At 71.5% G+C, this 18,268-nt stretch carries 12 protein-coding genes; 7 read left to right on the forward strand and 5 right to left on the reverse strand.

The genetic code is table 11. The features are described 5' to 3' along the window. Positions 1–17 precede the first annotated feature (17 nt). The 3 genes from ACQ5BE_RS00615 (at position 18) to ACQ5BE_RS00625 (ending at position 4,474) form a co-directional block, all read left to right on the forward strand. The gene (locus ACQ5BE_RS00615; RefSeq protein WP_430295042.1) at positions 18–1,331 is read left to right on the forward strand and encodes an MFS transporter; all 1,314 of its coding nucleotides are present in this window, start codon (positions 18–20) and stop codon (positions 1,329–1,331) included. Positions 1,332–1,422: 91 nt separating this feature from the next. Next, the gene (locus ACQ5BE_RS00620; protein ID WP_430295043.1) at positions 1,423–2,823 is read left to right on the forward strand and encodes a DUF4192 family protein; all 1,401 of its coding nucleotides are present in this window, start codon (positions 1,423–1,425) and stop codon (positions 2,821–2,823) included. A gap of 337 nt (positions 2,824–3,160) precedes the next feature. Continuing rightward, entirely contained in the window at positions 3,161–4,474 is a 1,314-nt protein-coding gene (locus ACQ5BE_RS00625) for an RNA polymerase sigma factor (RefSeq protein ID WP_430295045.1), read from the forward strand. A 73-nt stretch (positions 4,475–4,547) separates the two neighbouring features. On the opposite strand, the gene ACQ5BE_RS00630 is transcribed toward ACQ5BE_RS00625, so the two are convergent. Continuing rightward, on the reverse strand, positions 4,548–4,766 hold the full coding sequence (locus ACQ5BE_RS00630) for a DUF7455 domain-containing protein (protein WP_430295047.1): 219 nt from the start codon (positions 4,764–4,766) through the stop codon (positions 4,548–4,550). Positions 4,767–5,026: 260 nt separating this feature from the next. Between ACQ5BE_RS00630 and ACQ5BE_RS00635 the strand changes: the two genes are divergently transcribed. Further along, positions 5,027–7,132: a DNA gyrase/topoisomerase IV subunit B gene (locus ACQ5BE_RS00635; protein ID WP_430295048.1), complete on the forward strand. Its 2,106-nt coding sequence runs from the start codon at positions 5,027–5,029 to the stop codon at positions 7,130–7,132. 63 nt (positions 7,133–7,195) lie between these two features. Here ACQ5BE_RS00635 and ACQ5BE_RS00640 read toward each other — a convergent pair whose 3' ends face one another. Both ACQ5BE_RS00640 and ACQ5BE_RS00645 read right to left on the reverse strand, forming a co-directional pair. After that, on the reverse strand, positions 7,196–8,182 hold the full coding sequence (locus ACQ5BE_RS00640) for a M56 family metallopeptidase (protein ID WP_430295049.1): 987 nt from the start codon (positions 8,180–8,182) through the stop codon (positions 7,196–7,198). Positions 8,183–8,201: 19 nt separating this feature from the next. Beyond that, complete coding sequence (locus ACQ5BE_RS00645; protein WP_208712387.1) at positions 8,202–8,564, reverse strand: BlaI/MecI/CopY family transcriptional regulator; 363 nt, start codon at positions 8,562–8,564, stop codon at positions 8,202–8,204. Between the two features lie 231 nt (positions 8,565–8,795). Between ACQ5BE_RS00645 and ACQ5BE_RS00650 the strand changes: the two genes are divergently transcribed. Genes ACQ5BE_RS00650 through cydC form a run of 3 tightly spaced genes read left to right on the forward strand, consistent with a single transcriptional unit; the run spans position 8,796 to position 14,851 of the window. After that, positions 8,796–10,427, forward strand: coding sequence for a cytochrome ubiquinol oxidase subunit I (locus ACQ5BE_RS00650; protein WP_430295050.1), 1,632 nt, complete (start codon positions 8,796–8,798; stop codon positions 10,425–10,427). Between the two features lie 11 nt (positions 10,428–10,438). Continuing rightward, entirely contained in the window at positions 10,439–11,497 is a 1,059-nt protein-coding gene (cydB, locus tag ACQ5BE_RS00655) for a cytochrome d ubiquinol oxidase subunit II (RefSeq protein ID WP_430295051.1), read from the forward strand. A gap of 3 nt (positions 11,498–11,500) precedes the next feature. Next, complete coding sequence (gene cydC, locus ACQ5BE_RS00660) at positions 11,501–14,851, forward strand: thiol reductant ABC exporter subunit CydC (protein ID WP_430295052.1); 3,351 nt, start codon at positions 11,501–11,503, stop codon at positions 14,849–14,851. 97 nt (positions 14,852–14,948) lie between these two features. Here the strand turns inward: cydC and ACQ5BE_RS00665 are convergent, their stop codons facing one another. Further along, positions 14,949–15,467: a DinB family protein gene (locus tag ACQ5BE_RS00665; protein ID WP_430295053.1), complete on the reverse strand. Its 519-nt coding sequence runs from the start codon at positions 15,465–15,467 to the stop codon at positions 14,949–14,951. A 254-nt stretch (positions 15,468–15,721) separates the two neighbouring features. After that, positions 15,722–18,250 (reverse strand): DNA gyrase/topoisomerase IV subunit A, encoded by a 2,529-nt coding sequence (locus ACQ5BE_RS00670; protein WP_430295055.1) that lies wholly within the window; start codon positions 18,248–18,250, stop codon positions 15,722–15,724. Between the last annotated feature and the right edge of the window lie 18 nt (positions 18,251–18,268).

The following is an 18,268-nucleotide window of genomic DNA, read 5'->3' on the forward strand; positions in this document are numbered from 1 at the left end:
GCCACTAGGATCGGGGGGTGAACAGCTGGCGGGCGTGGACAGTGTGGGGGATCGGGGTCTTCGCCTACCTCGTCGCGGTGGTCCAGCGCACGTCCTTCGGTGTCGTCGGCCTCGAGGCCACGGAGCGGTTCTCCGCGGGCGGCACCCTGCTCTCGGCCTTCACCGTCGTCCAGCTGGTCGTGTATGCGTCGCTGCAGATTCCGGTCGGGCTGCTCGTGGACCGGTTCGGCACCCGCATCATGGTCAGCGTGGGCGCGACGTTCATGGCGCTCGGCCAGCTCCAGATCGCGGTCGCCGAAAGCGTGGTGACCGGCATCATCGGCCGCATGCTGGTGGGCATGGGGGACGCGATGACGTTCGTGTCGGTGCTCCGGCTCGTCCCCGTCTGGTTCGAGGGCCGGAAGGCCCCGCTCCTGAGCCAGCTCACGGGCATGATCGGGCAGGTGGGCCAGCTCGTGAGCGTCATCCCCTTCCTCGCGCTCATGCACGCCACCGGCTGGACGCAGGCGTTCCTCAGCCTCGCAGCCCTGTCGGTGCTCGTCATCGTGGTGGTGCTCGCCCTCCTCCGGAATGCCCCTCCCGGCGTCTCGGCGCCCAGAGAGGGACCGACCGAGGGGACACGGGAGGTCCTCGCGGCGGCCTGGCGGCAGCCCGGGACGCGGCTCGGGCTCTGGAGCCACTTCACGGTCCAGTTCAGCGGGAACGTCTTCGCCCTCGCCTGGGGCTTCCCCTTCATGGTCGCCGGCCAGGGGTACGACGCCTCCACGGCCGCGGGCCTGATGTCCTTCTTCGTCGCGGTCGCCTTGGTCGCGGGGCCGCCGATGGGCCGGTTCGTCGCACGGCACCCGCTGCGCAGATCCACGCTCGTCCTGGCTATCACCGGGCTCACGGCGGTCGCGTGGGCTGCGGTCCTGCTCCTCCCCGGCGGCGCGCCCGTCTGGCTCATGGCGATCCTCGTCGCGGTCCTGGCGCTCGGCGGCCCGTGCTCGATGATCGGGTTCGACTTTGCCCGGACGTTCAACCCGTCGCACCGGCTCGGAACCGCGACAGGAATCGTGAACTCGGGGGGCTTCGTTGCGGCGCTCCTGACGATGTTCCTCATCGGCTACCTCCTGGACGTCCAGCACGCCCTCGGCCTCTCACCGGGCGGCCTCTACAGCCTCGATGCATTCCGTGTGGCGCTCGCGGTGCAGCTCCTCGTGATGGCCGGAGGAACTCTCGCGCTCCTCGGCGTGCGGCGGAAGGTGCGCCGCGACCTCGCGGCCCAGAACGTCCACGTGCCGCCGCTGCGCGAGGTCTGGGCCCAGTTCCGGTCGCGCCGACGGCGCTGACTGCTCCTCCACAAGGCCTGTCCACGTCGAGTTGTCCACATGGGCGGGATAGGGGCCGCCGCGTGCGGGATCTCGCGGCGAGACTGACGCCATGGACGACATGCAGCCAATTCCCTCCCAACCGTCGGCCGAGGAGCCAGCGACGGCACCGGATTCCCGGCCGTCGGACGGCCTCGGCGACGGCCCCATCACCATCAGGTCCGCGGAGGACATCCTCGCCTACATCCCGCATGCGCTCGGTGACTGGCCCCGGGAAAGCCTCGTCGCGGTGGCCCTGTGCGACGGGCAGCTCGGCGCCTCGCTCCGGATCGACCTGCCTGCGTCCCTCCGGCCGGCCGCGCTCGAGCGCTTCGCAGGCACTGTGGCCCGGTACCTAAGCCAGGACCCCCGGGTGGCAGGAGCAGTCCTCGCCCTCTACACCAGCGAGCCCTGGCACGATCCTGCGTATCCTCCCCACTCCGCTGTCCTGGACGCGGTGCGGTCCTCCCTGTCCGATGCCGGGCTTCCGGTCCTGGACGTGTGGATCGTGGGGGAGCAGCACTGGCGCACTGCCAGCTGCGCTGTGCCCACGTGCTGCCCGTGGCCGGGCGCCCCTACGGGGCAGCTTCGCATGGGCAGGATCAGCGCCGAGATGGTGTTCCGGGGAAGCTCCTATGGAAAGGCCCCGGCGCTGCCCGTCCCCCGTCCCACGGCGCCGCCGGCCGCCGCCACCGCCGCGGCACTCGAGGCGTACCGCGAGAACCCGGACCGGTGGTGGGAGCCGTATGCCTTCACCGCGGCGCTCGCCGCCTGGGACGACGCGCTCGCGGAATCGGCAGTGCCCAGTCCTGATCGGCTCCGCCTCCTGGGGGTGACGCTCATCCGGCCCGCGCTCCGGGACGCCGTCATGGTCTCGGCGGCAGCAGGCGCGTCGACCGCGTGGCTGGGCAGTGCGGCGACGGCCCCGCTGCGCGCCACCCGCCCCGGCGGGTTGCCGCCGGCGCTCCCCGGAGGGCTGCCCGCTGCCGAGGTCGCGGCAGCCCTTGACAGCTGGTGGGACGGCGAGGGAGCGATGCGAACCAACGGGCTGCCGGTCGCGCCGGGCGGGGGAGTGGAGGCGATCGCCGTTCCCGTGGACCGGGCGTCCGGCAGTCCGGCGCCCTTCACCCCGGTGGCGTCGTCGCCCCTGTTCGGCCGGGTCCTGCTCGGGGCAACGGCTTCCGCCCCGGATTGGGGCCGCATCGCGGTCCTCGATCGCGTCGTGCAGGCGCTCGCGGAGACGGAGGCGCCGGAAGTGCGTGCGCCCGCGCTGACCATCCTCGCGTGGATCCAGTGGATCCGAGGCCGAGGGAGCCGCTGCCACAAGCTTCTCGAGCGCGCCCTGAGCGCCGATCCCGACTACCGGCTGGCGCAGCTGCTGCGCAGGGTGGTCGAGCACGGCGAACTCCCGGCCTGGGCGCGAAGCCGGGACACCGCCTGGCAGCGGCCCACCGGCACCGCCGATGCCGCGTGAGGCTCGGTGCCCGGGCGGGGCGAGGAGGAGGCGCGCCTCGGTCGTCCAAGCCCGTGCTCCGCATTTTTCTGCCACTCCGGGCGCGTTTGCGGCGCGATGCGCTCGTTCGTGCGAGAATGGATGCCCAGACCCGGTTGGGTCCGAGCACCGGAATGCGCAGCACACCGCCCGGGGAGAAATTCAATGGTCTCCGACGGGAACGAATGCGGCCGCCGAGGGGTTGTACATTCAGACCCTTCTGTCCGGTGATGGCTGCGCTAGACGCTCCTCGGACTTGACAGGGTCATAGTGGTGTTGCGCTCCAGTGCGGCACCGGCACTGCGGCAGGAAGGTAATCGTGACGCCCCCCACGGAGAATAGGACCGCTGAGACGGCGACGGCCGAGGACACCTCGACCCAGAGCGCTCCCGCCTCGAGCGCGGCCAAGCGGTCGACGACCCAGGCAGCGTCCAAGGCGAAGCCGGCGGCTCGCAAGTCCTCGGCGAAGGCTGCGACCAAGGCCGCACCGAAGGGCAAGGCAGCTGCGAAGAAGGCCGGCGAGGAGGCCGCCGAAGCTACCACCGAGGACGAGGCCACCGAGGAAGACCTGGACTCGGTTACCCCCGACGAAGGCGAGATCGCCGCCGAGGACGAGGTCATCGAGGCTGACGGCAAGCAGACGAAGGCCACCGGCTCGGCGATGGTGATCTCCGACGCCGACGAGGACGACGCCCCCGTCCAGCAGGTCACGAGCGCCGGCGCGACCGCCGACCCCGTCAAGGACTACCTCAAGCAGATCGGCAAGGTCGCGCTCCTCAACGCCGAGCAGGAGGTCGACCTCGCCCTGCGCATCGAGGCAGGCCTCTTCGCCAAGCACAAGCTCGACGAAGAAGGCGACACCTACGACGCCCAGTACAGGCATGACCTCGAACGGATCGTGCACGACGGCGAGCGGGCCAAGAACCATCTGCTCGAGGCCAACCTTCGCCTCGTCGTCTCGCTCGCCAAGCGCTACACGGGCCGCGGCATGCTCTTCCTCGACCTCATCCAGGAAGGCAACCTCGGGCTCATCCGCGCGGTGGAGAAGTTCGACTACACGAAGGGCTTCAAGTTCTCCACGTATGCGACGTGGTGGATCCGTCAGGCCATCACGCGCGCGATGGCGGACCAGGCCCGCACCATCCGCATCCCGGTCCACATGGTCGAGGTCATCAACAAGCTTGCCCGCGTCCAGCGGCAGATGCTCCAGGACCTGGGCCGCGAGCCCACCCCGGAGGAGCTTGCCAAAGAGCTCGACATGACGCCCGAGAAGGTCGTCGAGGTCCAGAAGTATGGCCGCGAGCCGATCTCCCTCCACACGCCTCTGGGCGAGGACGGCGACTCCGAGTTCGGCGACCTCATCGAGGACTCCGAGGCGGTGGTTCCGGCGGACGCGGTGAGCTTCACGCTCCTCCAGGAGCAGCTCCACTCGGTGCTGGACACGCTGTCGGAGCGGGAGGCCGGCGTCGTGGCCATGCGCTTCGGTCTCACCGATGGGCAGCCCAAGACCCTTGACGAGATCGGGAAGGTCTACGGTGTCACGCGCGAGCGGATCCGCCAGATCGAGTCGAAGACGATGTCGAAGCTCCGCCACCCGTCGCGCTCGCAGGTTCTGCGCGACTACCTGGACTGAGAGCCGGTTCATGACGGAGGGCCCGGACACCATGGTGTCCGGGCCCTCCGTCATGCTGGAGCCTGCCGCGCGCTCAGTCTGCGACGGCGGCCTTCTCGGTCAGCCGGCCCGACTCGTCGTGCCAGACCGAGGCGAGGGGACGAAGTGTCTCCTCGAGGGCGCGTGCGTGGTGCGCGCAGAACTGGAGCTTGCCGCCGGACGCTTCCAAGACCACGAGAACGTAGGCCTGGGCGCCGCAGCGATCACAGCGATCCGTAGCGGTCAGGGTGCGCTCCGCGAGTGCTGCAGTCATCTGAGGCCTCCTTCTCAAGTAACCGGTAGGGCTTGCGGTTCACTCCATCTAACACCGAGGACTCGAATAATGGAGTCAGGAATAGGCAACTTTCGCTCGGGGCGTATTGCGGTTCGGCAACGCAGTGCGGCGGGCTGAGCCTCATTCCGGCCACCGCCGGAGCGCCGGTGGGGCTCGGCGCCCCATCAGTGACTACCCTTGGCCTGTACCCTGCCCTCGTCGCAGGAACCAATGCAGCGTCCCGAAGGAGTTCCCCGCGCGTGGCACCGAGTTCTGAATACACCGCCCGGCACCTGTCCGTCCTCGAGGGTCTCGAGGCCGTCCGGAAGCGCCCGGGCATGTACATCGGCTCGACGGATTCGCGCGGCCTCATGCACTGCCTCTGGGAGATCATCGACAACTCCGTCGACGAGGCTCTCGCCGGCTTCGGTCACGAGATCGCGGTCATCCTCCACGCCGACGGGTCGGTGGAGGTCCACGACGACGGCCGCGGTATTCCCGTGGACGTCGAACCCAAGACTGGGCTCACCGGCGTCGAAGTCGTGTTCACGAAGCTTCACGCGGGGAGCAAGTTCGGCGGCGGCTCCTACACCGCCTCGGGAGGCCTGCACGGTGTCGGCGCGTCCGTGGTGAACGCTCTTTCCGCGCGCCTCGACGTCCAGGTGGACCGCGGCGGCAAGACCTACCAGATGTCGTTCAGGCGCGGGGAGCCCGGCCGCTTCAAGGACGCGGGCCGCCTGAGCCCCACCGCGTCCTTCGAGCCGTTCGTCGACGACTCCGTGCTCGACGTCGTGGGCAAGGCCAAGCGCGGGGTGACGGGCACTCGGATCCGCTACTGGGCCGACTCGCAGATCTTCACCCCGGACGCGAAGTTCTCCTACGACGACCTCGTGGGGCGCGCCCGCCAGACCTCCTTCCTCGTCCCGGGTCTTCGCATCACGGTCCGCGACGAGCGGCGTCTGCCGGGCACTCCGGGCGCCGACGGGCCGCACGAGGAGGTGTTCCACCACGACGGCGGCATCTCGGAGTTCGTCGACTTCCTCGCCATCGACGCGCCCGTGACGGACGTCTGGCGCCTGCACGGCGCGGGCACGTTCACCGAGACCGTCCCGGTGCTCGATGAGCGCGGCCACTCGCGCATCGCCGAGGTGGAGCGCTCCTGCGAGGTCGACGTCGCCCTGCGCTGGGGCGTCGGGTACGACACCACGATGCGGACGTTCGTGAACATCATCGCCACTCCCAAGGGCGGCACCCACCAGTCCGGCTTCGAGGCGGCGCTGCTGAAGGTCTTCCGCAAAGCCATCGAGTCCAACGCCCGCAAGCTCAAGGCCGGCAACGACAAGATCGAGAAGGACGACGTGCTCGCGGGCATGACCGCGGTCCTGACCGTGCGTCTCGCCGAGCCCCAGTTCGAGGGGCAGACCAAGGAGATCCTCGGCACGCCCGCCGTCCGGCAGATCGTCTCGCGGGTGGTCGAGAAGGAGCTCGGCGCCAAGCTCGGCTCCACGGCACGCGGCGACAAGAACCAGAGCTCAGTGCTGCTGGAGAAGGTCGTCAACGAGATGAAGTCGCGCATCACCGCGCGGGTCCACAAGGAGACCCAGCGGCGCAAGACCGCGCTCGAGTCCTCGACGCTGCCGGCGAAGCTCATCGACTGCCGCACGGACGACACCCAGCGCTCGGAGCTGTTCATCGTCGAGGGCGACTCCGCGCTAGGCACGGCGCGGCACGCGCGCTCGAGCGAGTTCCAGGCGCTCCTGCCCATCCGCGGCAAGATCCTCAACGTCCAGAAGGCCTCGGTGGGGGACATGCTCTCGAACGCCGAGTGCGCAGCACTCATCCAGGTGATCGGGGCGGGGTCCGGGCGCAGCTTCGACCCGGCGGTGGCCCGCTACGGCAGGGTCATCCTCATGACCGACGCCGACGTCGACGGCGCGCACATCCGCACGCTCCTGCTGACGCTGTTCTTCCGCTACATGCGCCCCATGATCGAGCAGGGCCGCGTCTTCGCGGCCGTGCCGCCGCTGCACCGGGTCGAGGTGGTGAACCCGGGCGCCAAGGCCAACGAGATGGTGTACACCTACTCCGACAGCGAGCTGCACCGGCTCCTGAGCAGGCTCGAAGCCGACGGGCGAAGGTACAAGGAGCCGATCCAGCGCTACAAGGGCCTCGGTGAGATGGACGCCGACCAGCTCGCAGAGACGACGATGGACCCGCGCCACCGCAGCCTGCGCCGCGTCACGATCGAGAGCGCGCAGCGGGCCGAGGAGATCTTCGAGCTGCTCATGGGCTCGGACGTCGCCCCGCGCAAGGACTTCATCGTGGCGGGGAGCGCCCAGCTGGACCGCGAGCAGATCGACGCCTAGCGCTGCTCCGGGGCAGGCCGGGAGCCCCTTCGGCCAGCACAGCCCTCGCTAGAACAGCCCTCGCTAGAACAGCCCTGGCGCGATGAGGAGCGCGGTGGGGACGGCGAGGAGCATCAGGGCCGCGGCGAGGACGACGGCGGTGGCTCCCCTCCCCAGCGGAGGCCTGGGCGTGAGGAGGCGGCTGAGGCGGGCTGCGATGCCGGCGTCGTCCGGATCCCCCCGGTCGGGGACCAGCCCTGCAGGCGCGCCGCCCGCCCGCGAGCCGCCGTCGTCGCCCGCCACGACGTCCGGGGCGGTCTCCCCGCCGACGGCGACGAGCGCGATCGCGCGCACGAGGACGTCGTCCGGCGTCGAGCGACGCGCGACGTCGTCGGCCAGCATCTCGACGAGGGAGTTGACGGCCTGCCGTGCGAGCCGGCTCGTGGGCAGCCAGGGGAGTGCCGCGCGCCAGGCCTCGAACGCCCACAGGAGCAGGTGGTGCCTCTGGGTGAGGTGCGCCTTCTCGTGGCGCACGACGGCGGCGAGCTCCTCGGGCGCGAGGGTCTCCATGAGGCTGTCCGAGAGGACGGTCACGGACCTGGAGCCGCCGGGGAGGCAGTAGGCGACGGGCGCTGGATGGTTGATCACCCAGGTGCGCTCGAGGGCGCCGGAGGGGGAGCTCAGCAGCGAGAGCAGATCGCGGTGGCGGCGGCGCTGGCTCACGATGCGGGCGTAGGTCAGCAGCAGGGTGAAGAGGAGATGGACCGTCAGGAGCGCGGCCGCGCTGAGGGCGAAGAGGTGCCAGAAGTGCAGTTCGTCCGCAGACTCATTGCCCAGCACGATGGTCGCGGCCCGGCACAGGGCCCCGACGAGAGTGCCGCCGAGGGGCTCGAGCCCGTAGACGAGCATCGCCCCGATCATCGACAGCCCACCGGCGAGCGCGATGGCCTGCCAGAGGACCATGGCGGCGAAGGGGGAGCGGGAGGTCCAGCGCGCACGTGAGAGCGCCACCGGCACCGGCCACGCGAGCAGCAGTGCCAGCAGCGCCAGCAGGTAGGCGGTCACGAGCACGCGCGTGCCCCGCTGCGGCTCAGCCGCGCGCCAGGAGCCTGCGCAGCGTCGCGGCCTCTGCCTCGGTGACGGAGCCGATGAACCGGGCCAGGACGGCCTCGCGGTCCGGCGCGGTGCCGAGGGCCTCGTGCATCAGGCGCGCGGTGTGGTCCTCGCGGGTCGAGACGGCGTGGTAGCGGTGGGGACGGGTCCCGCGCTCGCGCTCGACCAGCCCTTTCTTCTCCAGACGGGACAGCACGGTCAGGACGGTGGTGACGGCCAGGTCCTTGGCCTCCTGCCCGTTCTGTGCCAGACGGTCGCGCAGATCATTGGCGGTGGCCGCTTCCGGTGCGGACCACAGGAGGTCCATGACCGAGCGCTCGAGTTCACCCAGGCTTGCCATCGTGTCGAGAGTCCTTTGCGTACACCGGCACTGCGCCCGACTGGCGCGGTGCGGGGGTTCGTACACCCACGTTCATTCTACGTGAGGTAGAACAATTCTGTCGCGCTGTGCCGCGCTGTTCGCTCAGGGCGTTCGTGAGGCCGTGGGGGTGTCCACGAATGTTCTACACTTTGTAGAAGTCAGATCTTCTACGCGGAGTAGAAGATCCCGCACAAGCAACCGGGAGCATGCGTGGACGCACTCGAGATAGCACGCTGGCAGTTCGGGATCACCACGGTCTACCACTTCATGATGGTTCCCCTCACCATCGGGCTCGGCCTCGTGGTCGCCATCCTGCAGACCGTCTGGCACCGCACGGGCAAGGTGGAGTTCCTCAGGATGACCAAGTTCTGGGGGAAGCTCTTCCTCATCAACTTCATCATGGGCGTGGCCACCGGCATCGTCCAGGAGTTCCAGTTCGGCATGGCCTGGAGCGAGTACAGCCGGTTCGTCGGCGATGTCTTCGGAGCCCCCCTGGCCATGGAGGCCCTGCTCGCGTTCTTCGTCGAGTCCACCTTCCTGGGCCTGTGGATCTTCGGCTGGAAGCAGCTGCGCCCGGCCCTGCACCTCACGGCGCTGTGGTGTGCCGTGATCGGCTCGGTCGTCTCCGCCTACTTCATCATCGTGGCCAACAGCTGGATGCAGCACCCGGTCGGCGTCACCGTGGTCGACGGCCGCCCCGTCATGACTGACGCATGGGCCGTCTTCACCAACAACACGGCGCTCGTCGCATTCCCGCACACCGTCATGGGAGCGCTCGGCGTGGCCGGGGCCTTCCTGCTCGGCATCGCCTGGTACCACCTGTGGCAGCGGCGGCACGACGGAATCGACACGGTCGCCGTCGTGGACGGCACAGCCAAGAGGGGCAAGGCCCGCGGCAAGGAGCGCGTCGTCGTCGGCGAGGCACCCGGCGTGCCCGGCCGCGACCGCACCGACCACGCCGTGTGGCTGAAGTCCCTGCGGATCGGCGCCGTCGTGGCGATGATCTCCTTCGCGGGCACAGCCATCACGGGCGACCTCCAGGGCAAGCTCATGTTCGAGCAGCAGCCCATGAAGATGGCCGCCGCTGAGGCCGCGTGCCACGACGGCACGGGCTTCTCGATCCTGTCGGTCGGCAACGTCGGCTCGCGCAACTGCGACGACGTCGTGGCCGTCATGGAAGTCCCCGGGCTCCTGTCCTTCCTGGCCAAGGGCGACTTCACCACCGAGGTCAAGGGCGTCAACACGCTCATCCCCGAGTACGAGCAGGCCTACGGCACGAACCTGCCCGACAACCCCCTGTATGGCGACCGCGCCGGCCGCGACGTCCAGTACGTCCCCGTCATGGAGGTCACCTACTGGGGCTTCCGGGCGATGATCGGCTTCGGCGGGCTCGCCGCGGCGGCCGCCGCCGTCGCCCTCTGGCTGACCCGCAAGGGGACGGTCCCGCAGTCGCGCTGGCTCATGCGGCTCGCCGTCGTCGGGATCCTCGCCCCGTTCGGAGCCAACGCGGCAGGCTGGATCTTCACCGAGATGGGCCGTCAGCCCTTCGTCGTCGCCCCGAACCCGGCCATGGCCGGAAGCGTGGACCAGGTCTTCATGTTCACCGCCGCGGCCGTCTCGCCCGGGGTGAGCGCGGGGGAGATCCTGACCTCCCTCATCGTCCTGACGCTCATCTATGCGGCGCTCATGGTGGTCGAGGTCCGCCTCCTGTGGACCTACACGCGCGGCGGCGTCGCCTCCGCGATGCCTGAGCTCGCCCACGGGGCGGATCACGGGACGCACGACGACGAGTCCCACCCGGGCGGCAAGGCCGCCGACGACGTCCTGGCCTTCGCCTACTAGGAGCGCGCACCATGGAAACCCTTCCCACTGTCTGGTTCTGCGCCGTCGCCGTCCTCTGGGTCGGCTACCTCTTCCTCGAGGGCTTCGACCTCGGCGTCGGCATGCACATGAAGCTCTTCGCCCGCGGCGAGGCGGAGCGCCGCGTCCTGCTGAACACGATCGGGCCCGTGTGGGACGGCAACGAGGTGTGGCTCCTCACCGCGGGCGGGGCAACGTTCGCCGCGTTCCCCCTCTGGTACGCCTCCCTGTTCTCGGCGCTCTACCTCCCGCTCACCCTCGCCCTCGTCGCGCTCATCTTCCGCGCCGTCGCCATCGAGTACCGCGGCAAGGTCCACTCCGACCGCTGGCGCAGCGCCTGGGACTGGGCGCTCGCACTCGGTTCCGGCGTCGCCGCGTTCTGTGTCGGCGCGATGCTCGCCCTCACCACCACGGGCCTGCCGCTCAACGCGAACGGCGACCGGGTGGGAGGCCCCTTCGCCTGGCTCAACGGGTACGCGCTCCTCGGCGGGGCCGCCGTCGTCGGCTTCGCCCTCGTCCACGGCCTCGCGTTTCTCGCCCTCAAGACGGACGGCGGGATCCGGGCCCGAGCCCACGCAGCCTTCGTCCGCTGGCTGCCGCTCGCCATCCTGCCCCTCGTGGCGTGGGTCCTCGCCGTCCAGCTGCACACCGGCGAGTGGTGGAGCTGGGCCCTCACGGCCGTCGCCGCGGCAGCGGCGCTCGTCGCCTGGGCGCTCGGCCGGGCCGGGTCGGAGGGGCGTGCCTTCATCGCCCTCTCGGCGTTCCTCGCCACGGGCGCAGCCGCCCTCTTCTCCGCGGTGTACCCCGTCGTGCTGCCCTCCACCCTCGACTCGGCCTACAGCCTCACGGTGACCAGCGCGTCGTCGTCCGACTACACGCTCGGACTCATGACCTTCGTCGCGCTCATCGGGCTCCCGCTCGTCCTCGCGTACCAGACGTGGACATACTGGGTGTTCCGCCGGCGCCTGAGCGTGGGCAGCATCCCGACCGCACATTCGGTCATCCCGGCGACGGTGTCCCGCCTCGTGAGCGGCCAGCCGGCCGGGAAGTAGCCCATGAAGCCCGACATCCCCCTCGGCCCCGCGACACGGCGGGCCCTCGCCCTCCTCGGCGTCCTCGCGGTGGCCAAGGCCGCAGGCCTGGTGCTCATGGCCCAGGGGATCGCGGCAGGCCTCGCCGCGATCGCGGCAGGGGGCGCCGGCGGCGTTGGACTCACCGGCGCCACGGGGCTGGCCGCCGCGGGCATCCTGATCCGCGCGGCAGCACAGTGGGGAGCTGCGGCGGTGGGCCGCTGGGCTGCCGTCGGGGTCAAGGAGGAGCTCCGCGGTGAGCTCATCGAGGCCGGGCTCGCCGTCAACAGCGGGGGCGGCGAGCACGATGGCGAGGCGCGCGTCGCGTCGTCGGCCGCCGCGACCGCCGTGCTCGCCGGCCGCGGGCTCGACGCCCTCGACTCGATGTACACCCAGTACCTGCCCGCGGTCGTCCAGAGCGCGGCCGTCCCGCTGCTCCTCGGCGCCCGGATCCTGGGCGCAGACTGGGTGAGCGCGCTCATCGTGGCACTGACCCTCCCGCTCGTGCCCCTGTTCATGGTCCTCATCGGACGGCACACGCTGGAGAGGGTAGCCGACGCCCAGCAGTCGCTCCTGCGTCTCGGCTCGCACCTCGTGGAGCTGGCCCAGGGCCTGCCGGTCCTGGTCGGGCTCGGCCGGGCCGCGCAGCAGCGTGAGGCGCTCGTCGGGCTGTCGTCTGCCTACAAGGGGCGCACCATGGCCACGCTCAGGATCGCGTTCCTGTCCGCCATGGCGCTCGAGCTCATCTCGACGATCTCCGTTGCGGTGGTCGCGGTGTTCATCGGCGTCCGCCTCGTGGACGGTTCCATGCCGCTCGAGGCAGGGCTCGTCGCGCTCATCCTCGCGCCCGAATGCTTCCAGCCCCTGCGCGACCTCGGCGCCGCCCACCACGCGAGCGAGGACGGGGCGGAGGCGCTGCGCCGCGCCCGCGAGCGCATCGCCGCTGCCCGCGGCGCGTCCGTGGTCACCGGCGATCGCGATGCCGCGGGTGACGCCCCGGGTGGCACCCCGGCCGAGATCACCGTCGACGCGCTCGGGGTGAGGTACGACGGCGCCGCGCTCGACGCCGTCGGGCGCGTCTCCTTCACCGCGCCCGCCGGCGCGGTGACCCTGCTCGCCGGGCCGAGCGGCAGCGGGAAGACGACAGTGCTCGGCGTGATGGCGGGCCTCGTCCGCGACGGCGCGGGCGCGGCTGTCGCCGGCAGCGTCCGCGGGACGGGCGCCGGGATCGCGTGGGTCCCGCAGCACCCCCAGTTCACCGAGCCGAGCGTGGCCGCCGAGCTCGGGCTCTACGCGGGCGAGGCCGCCCGCCGAGACCCGGGACTGCCCGCTCGTCTCCTCGCCCAGCTGGGCCTGTCCGGCCTCGCAGACGCCGACCCCGCCGAGCTCAGCCCCGGACAGCAGCGCCGGGTGGCGGTGGCGCGGGGACTCGCGCGGGTCGCCGACGGCGCCGACGCGGTCCTGCTCGACGAGCCGACCGCGCACCTCGACGAGCGGTCCGCCGCGCTCGTCGAGTCGGCCCTGGCGTCCCTGAAGGGCCGCGCCACCGTCGTCCTCGTCTCCCACGAGCCGGGCACAGCCGCGCTCGCCGACCACGTCGTGGAGCTCGCACCATCCGGCGGCGTCCCCTCCGAGCGGTTCCGGGCGGACATCCCGGACACCGCCGCCCCGGCCCGGCGCACACCGGTGCGCGCCCAGGCCCCGCGCGCAGCCTGGGTGCGTGTCCTCGCGGGCCTCGTGCGGCCCGATGCCGGCCGGTACGTCCTCGCCGCGCTTGCAGGCCTCGGGACGGCGGCCGCCGGCGTCGCGCTGTCCGCGCTCTCCGGGTGGCTCATCGTGCGGGCGAGCGAGCAGCCTCCGATCCTGTACCTCCTGACGGCGATCGTGGGGGTGCGGTTCTTCGGGATCGGCCGCGCCGTGCTGCGGTACTGCGAGCGGCTCGCGCTGCACTCGGCCGTCCTCTCGACGCTGTCACTCCTGCGCGACCGGCTCTGGGGCCTCCTGGCCTCCCGTGGCCTCGCGGCGCGGCGGCTCCTCGTGCCCGGTGCGGCGCTCGAGGCCCTCGTCGGGGACGTCGAGGCGGTGAGGGACCAGCTCCCGCGCGTCCTCCACCCGATCGCCACCGCGGCGCTGGTCGCCCTCGGAGCGCTCGTCGCCGTCGGCGCACTGCTCCCGGGCCACCTGCCCGTCCTGGCCGCAGGGCTCGCCGTGGCGCTCCTCGTCGCACCCGCCGTCGCGCTGGTCGCGGACTGTCGGGCGGCCATGCGCGTCCAGACGGGCCGTGCGCGGTTCCTCGCCCGGATCGGCCAGGCGCTCGCCGCCGCGGGGGACCTGCAGGGCAACGCGCGCTCGGCCACGGTGCTGGCGCGGCTGCGCGCGCAGGACGCCGGCCTCACCCGGCTCGAACGCCGCGGCGCCGCGGCTGAGGGGCTGGCGCAGGCCATCGTCATCGCCGCATTGGGGGTCGCGGCCGCCCTCACCCTCGCAACTGCCCAGGCCGCCGGAGCGGCAGGCACGACGGCGGCCGCCGTCCTCCTGCTGCAGCTGGCCCTCGTGGAGCCCCTCGCCGCCGCGAGCACGGCCGTGCAGCAGCTGCCCGCCCTCCGGTCGGCGCTCGCGGGCATCGCGGCGGAGCAGGACGGGGCGGAGCAGGGGCGCGAGCGGATTCCGGGGCGGGCCAAGACGGACACCTGCGACCAGGGCGCCGGCAGTGTGCGGCTCGACGGCGTCACACTCGGCTGGCCCGGAGGACCGGACATCCTCACGGGAGTCGACCTCGAGGCGCACGCGGGGGACTGGGTGGTCGTGGCAGGGCCCTCGGGCAGCGGCAAGTCCACGATGCTCGCGCTCCTCACCGGGTTCCTGGCTCCGCGCGCCGGGACGGTCCGGATCGAGGGCGCGGTTGCCTGGTGCCCGCAGGAGTCCCACCTGTTCGACTCGACGGTGCGGGGGAACCTTGCCGTCGCGCGGGACCGCGACCACGCGCCGTCGGACGCGGAGATCGAGGACGTCCTGGGCCGGGTCGGGCTGCTCGAGCACGTCAGGTCGCTTCCCGGGGGGCTCGATGCGCGCATCGGCAGCCGGGGCTCGTTCCTCTCGGGCGGCCAGCGTCAGCGGCTCGCGGTCGCACGGACGCTCCTGGCCGGGGCGCGGGTTGTGCTCCTCGACGAGCCCACCGCGCACCTCGACCCCGAGTCAGGGCTCGAGCTGGTCGCCGCGCTCCACGAGGCGCTGTCCGACCGGACCGTGATCATGGTCAGCCATCACGCGACCGAGCTCATGCCCGGCGACCGTCTCGTGCAGCTAGGTGCCGTCCCTCTGGGGGTCACGTCCTGAGGGTCACATCCTGCGGGTGGGGCGGAGCCAGGGGTGACGTCGCACTCAGACGGGGTGGCGTCGGCGTCAGAGGGGGTGGCGTCGGCGGGGGTGGCGGTCAGCCGGCGACGTCGTGGAGGTGGTGCTCGACGTCGTGCAGGAAGTACCGGGCGAGCGTCACCACCGTGAACTCGCTCCCGTTGCTGCGCAGCCCCCGGCGCGCGAAGGCGTCCTGGGGCACGGCGCCGAACGCGTCGCGGGCCAGTGCACCCTCCTCGGCGAGCTCGGCCCGCACCGAGTCCGGGTCAGAGGCCGCGTAGTCCTTCTCGAGGGCTGTCGCGTCCTGGTCCCAGTCCGCGAACCGCGCGCCGTCCTCGGCGAGCATGAGCCCCAGCCTGGTCCGGAAGAGCCCGAACACGTCTCGTACATGGCAGCCGTACTCGAGGGGCGACCACGTCGACTCGTTCGGCCGGTCGCGCACGTCCGCCCGCCGCAGCGCCGTGTCCCAGCGGGGAAGCGCCGCGTCGAGGCGTCCTGCGACGTCCTGGGGCGTCAGCTCGTCCGGGTCGAAGCCGCACTCCGGGCAGGGCCGCTCGAGCACCCAGGTCCAGTCCTTCGTGTCAGGGGTGATCGCCATGGCCGCAGTCTAGCCCCGGCCCACGGGCACTGGCTCCCCAGGGCCACCTGCCTGAGTCTCGGGTACGCACGACGTCGGCGACGCGCCGTGCGCACGCCGCCCCCGCGCCGTCGTGCGTACCCGAGACGCTTCATGGGCGGAACTGGCGTACCCGTGACGCTTCAGGGGCGAGTTTCGCATACCCGAGATGGTCCTGCGGCGAAATTCGCGTACCCGAGATGGCGGTGGGGCGAGTTTCGCGTACCCGAGACGGGTCAGGCGAAGCTCGGGCCGACCTCGTCCACGGACTGCGCGAGCGGCACGCCGGAGCCGTCGCGGCGGCCGTGCTCGCTCGGCAGGGAGCGGGCCACGCCGGCGGACGACGAGGCCTTGGCCGGACCAGGGCCCACCCACGCCAGCACGAGCCGGTCCTCGCCCTTGAGGAAGCGGTGGGACCGGACCCCGCCGGTGGCGCGACCCTTGGCCGGGTACTCGTCGAAGGGAGTGACCTTCGCCGTTCCCGGGGACGTCCCGGGCAGCGCGGAGCCGCTTCCGGCGATCGTGACGACGACGGCGCTCCCGCCGCCGCCCTCTCCCGAGCCGTCGCCGGCGTCGGGAGCAGCGACGACGCCGAAGAAGACCGCCGAGTCGCCGGCTGCGAGCTTGACGCCCGCCATGCCGCCTGCGGCCCGGCCCTGTGGCCGCACCGACGAGGCGAGGTACCGCAGCAGCTGCCCCTGGGTGGTGACGAAGACCAGCGTGTCCTCGTCCGCCGCCGGAGCCGCGCCGATGACCCTGTCCCCGTCCTTGAGCGCGATCCCGTCCCAGTCTTCGCGGTTGAGCGGGTACTCCGGGGTCACCCGCTTGACGACGCCCTGGGCGGTGCCGAGGGCGATGACGGTGTCGAGCGGCACGAGGGCCACCAAGGACTCGTCCTTGGCGAGAGTCATGAACTCCTTGGCCGCGACGCCGCCGGCCATGTTGGGCAGGCCGGATGAGGGCTCGAGGAGCGGGAGGTCCACCGCCTGCAGTCGCAGCATGCGGCCGGTGGACGTCACGGCACCGAGCTCGCCGCGCGCCGTCGTGCGCACCACGGAGCGGAACACGTCGTGCCGGACGCGTGGCCCCGACTCGGCGAGCGGCTCGGCGTGCGCGGTCCGCGCGATGAGGCCGGAGGCGGACAGGATGGCCCAGCAGGGCTCGTCCGCGATCTCGAGGGCGAGCGGTGCGGCCTTCCCCTTCGGAGCCGGCAGGGCGGCGGCGGAGCCCTTGGGGGTGTCGTCCTCCTTCTCGAGGAGGACGGTGCGGCGCGGCGTGCCGTACTTGGCGGCGACCTCCCCGAGCTCGTCCGAGACGACCTGGCGCAGGAGCGTGTCGGAGCCCAGGATGGCTTCCAGCTCGGCGATCTCCCGGCGGAGCTCGTCCTGCTCCTTCTCGAGCTCGATCCGCGAGTACTTGGTCAGCTGGCGCAGGCGCAGCTCGAGGATGTAGTTGGCCTGGACCTCGGTCAGGTCGTAGATCGACATGAGCCGCTCGCGCGCCGCCGACGCCTCGTCCGAGGTGCGGATGATCTGGATGACCTCGTCGATGTCCATGATCGCGACGAGGAGGCCCTCGACCAGGTGCAGGCGGTCCTTCCGCTTCCCGAGGCGGAACGCGGTGCGGCGACGCACCACCGAGAGCCGGTGGTCCACGTACACGCGCAGCAGCCCCAGCAGGCCGAGGGTCTGCGGCTGGCCGTCGACCAGCGTGACGTTGTTGATGCCGAAGGAGTCCTCGAGGGGCGTGTAGCGGTACAGCTGCGCGAGCACGGCCTGGGGGTTGAAGCCGTTCTTGACCTCGATGACGAGCCGCAGCCCGTGCTTGCGGTCCGTGAGGTCGGTGACGTCCGAGATGCCGGCGAGCTTCTTCGAGCCCACGGCATCCTTGATCTTCTCGATGACCTTCTCCGGGCCCACCATGTAGGGCAGCTCCGTCACGACCAGGCCGGTGCGTCGGGCGGAGACCTGCTCGACCGTGACCTTGGCGCGCGTCTTGAACGAGCCGCGCCCGGTCCGGTAGGCGTCCCGGATGCCGTCCAGCCCCACGATGCGGCCGCCCGAGGGCAGGTCCGGCCCGGGGACGATCTCCATGACCTCCTCGAGGGTGGCGTCCGGGTTCGCGATCACGAGCTGGGCCGCGGCGACGACCTCGGTGAGGTTGTGCGGCACCATGTTGGTCGCCATCCCGACCGCGATGCCCGTCGTCCCGTTGACGAGGAGATTCGGGAACGCGGCCGGAAGGACCTCCGGCTGGGTGAGCTGGTTGTCGTAGTTCGGGACGAAGTCGACGACGTCCTCGTCCAGGCTGTCCGTGAGCGCGAGCGACGCCGCGGCCATCCGTGCCTCGGTGTACCGCGCGGCCGCGGGGCCGTCGTCGAGCGAGCCGAAGTTCCCGTGGCCGTCGATGAGCGGCAGCCGGAGCGCGAAGTCCTGCGCGAGCCGCACCATGGCGTCGTAGATCGCGGCGTCGCCGTGCGGGTGCAGCTTGCCCATGACCTCGCCCACCACCCGGGCGCTCTTCACATGCCCGCGGTCCGGGCGCAGGCCCATCTCGCTCATCATGTAGAGGATGCGGCGCTGGACGGGCTTGAGGCCGTCGCGGGCGTCCGGGAGGGCCCGGGAGTAGATCACGGAGTAGGCGTACTCCAGGAAGGAGGTCTCCATCTCCTCGGCGACATCGATGTCGGTGATGTTCTCCGCGAAGTCATCGGGTTCGGGGAGAGTGTCCGCACCGGTGGAGCGGGGAGATTGTCGACGTGCCAAGACTGGGTGGATCCTTCG

This window comes from Sinomonas sp. B1-1, assembly GCF_050474465.1.
Taxonomy (GTDB): Bacteria; Actinomycetota; Actinomycetes; order Actinomycetales; family Micrococcaceae; genus Sinomonas; species Sinomonas flava.

Coding starts and splice junctions, on each gene's coding strand:
- ACQ5BE_RS00620 (WP_430295043.1), top strand. CDS start 1,423: ATGGACGACATGCAGCCAATTCCCTCCCAACCGTCGGCCGAGGAGCCA.
- ACQ5BE_RS00630 (WP_430295047.1), bottom strand. CDS start 4,766: ATGACTGCAGCACTCGCGGAGCGCACCCTGACCGCTACGGATCGCTGT.
- ACQ5BE_RS00645 (WP_208712387.1), bottom strand. CDS start 8,564: ATGGCAAGCCTGGGTGAACTCGAGCGCTCGGTCATGGACCTCCTGTGG.
- cydB (WP_430295051.1), top strand. CDS start 10,439: ATGGAAACCCTTCCCACTGTCTGGTTCTGCGCCGTCGCCGTCCTCTGG.
- cydC (WP_430295052.1), top strand. CDS start 11,501: ATGAAGCCCGACATCCCCCTCGGCCCCGCGACACGGCGGGCCCTCGCC.
- ACQ5BE_RS00665 (WP_430295053.1), bottom strand. CDS start 15,467: ATGGCGATCACCCCTGACACGAAGGACTGGACCTGGGTGCTCGAGCGG.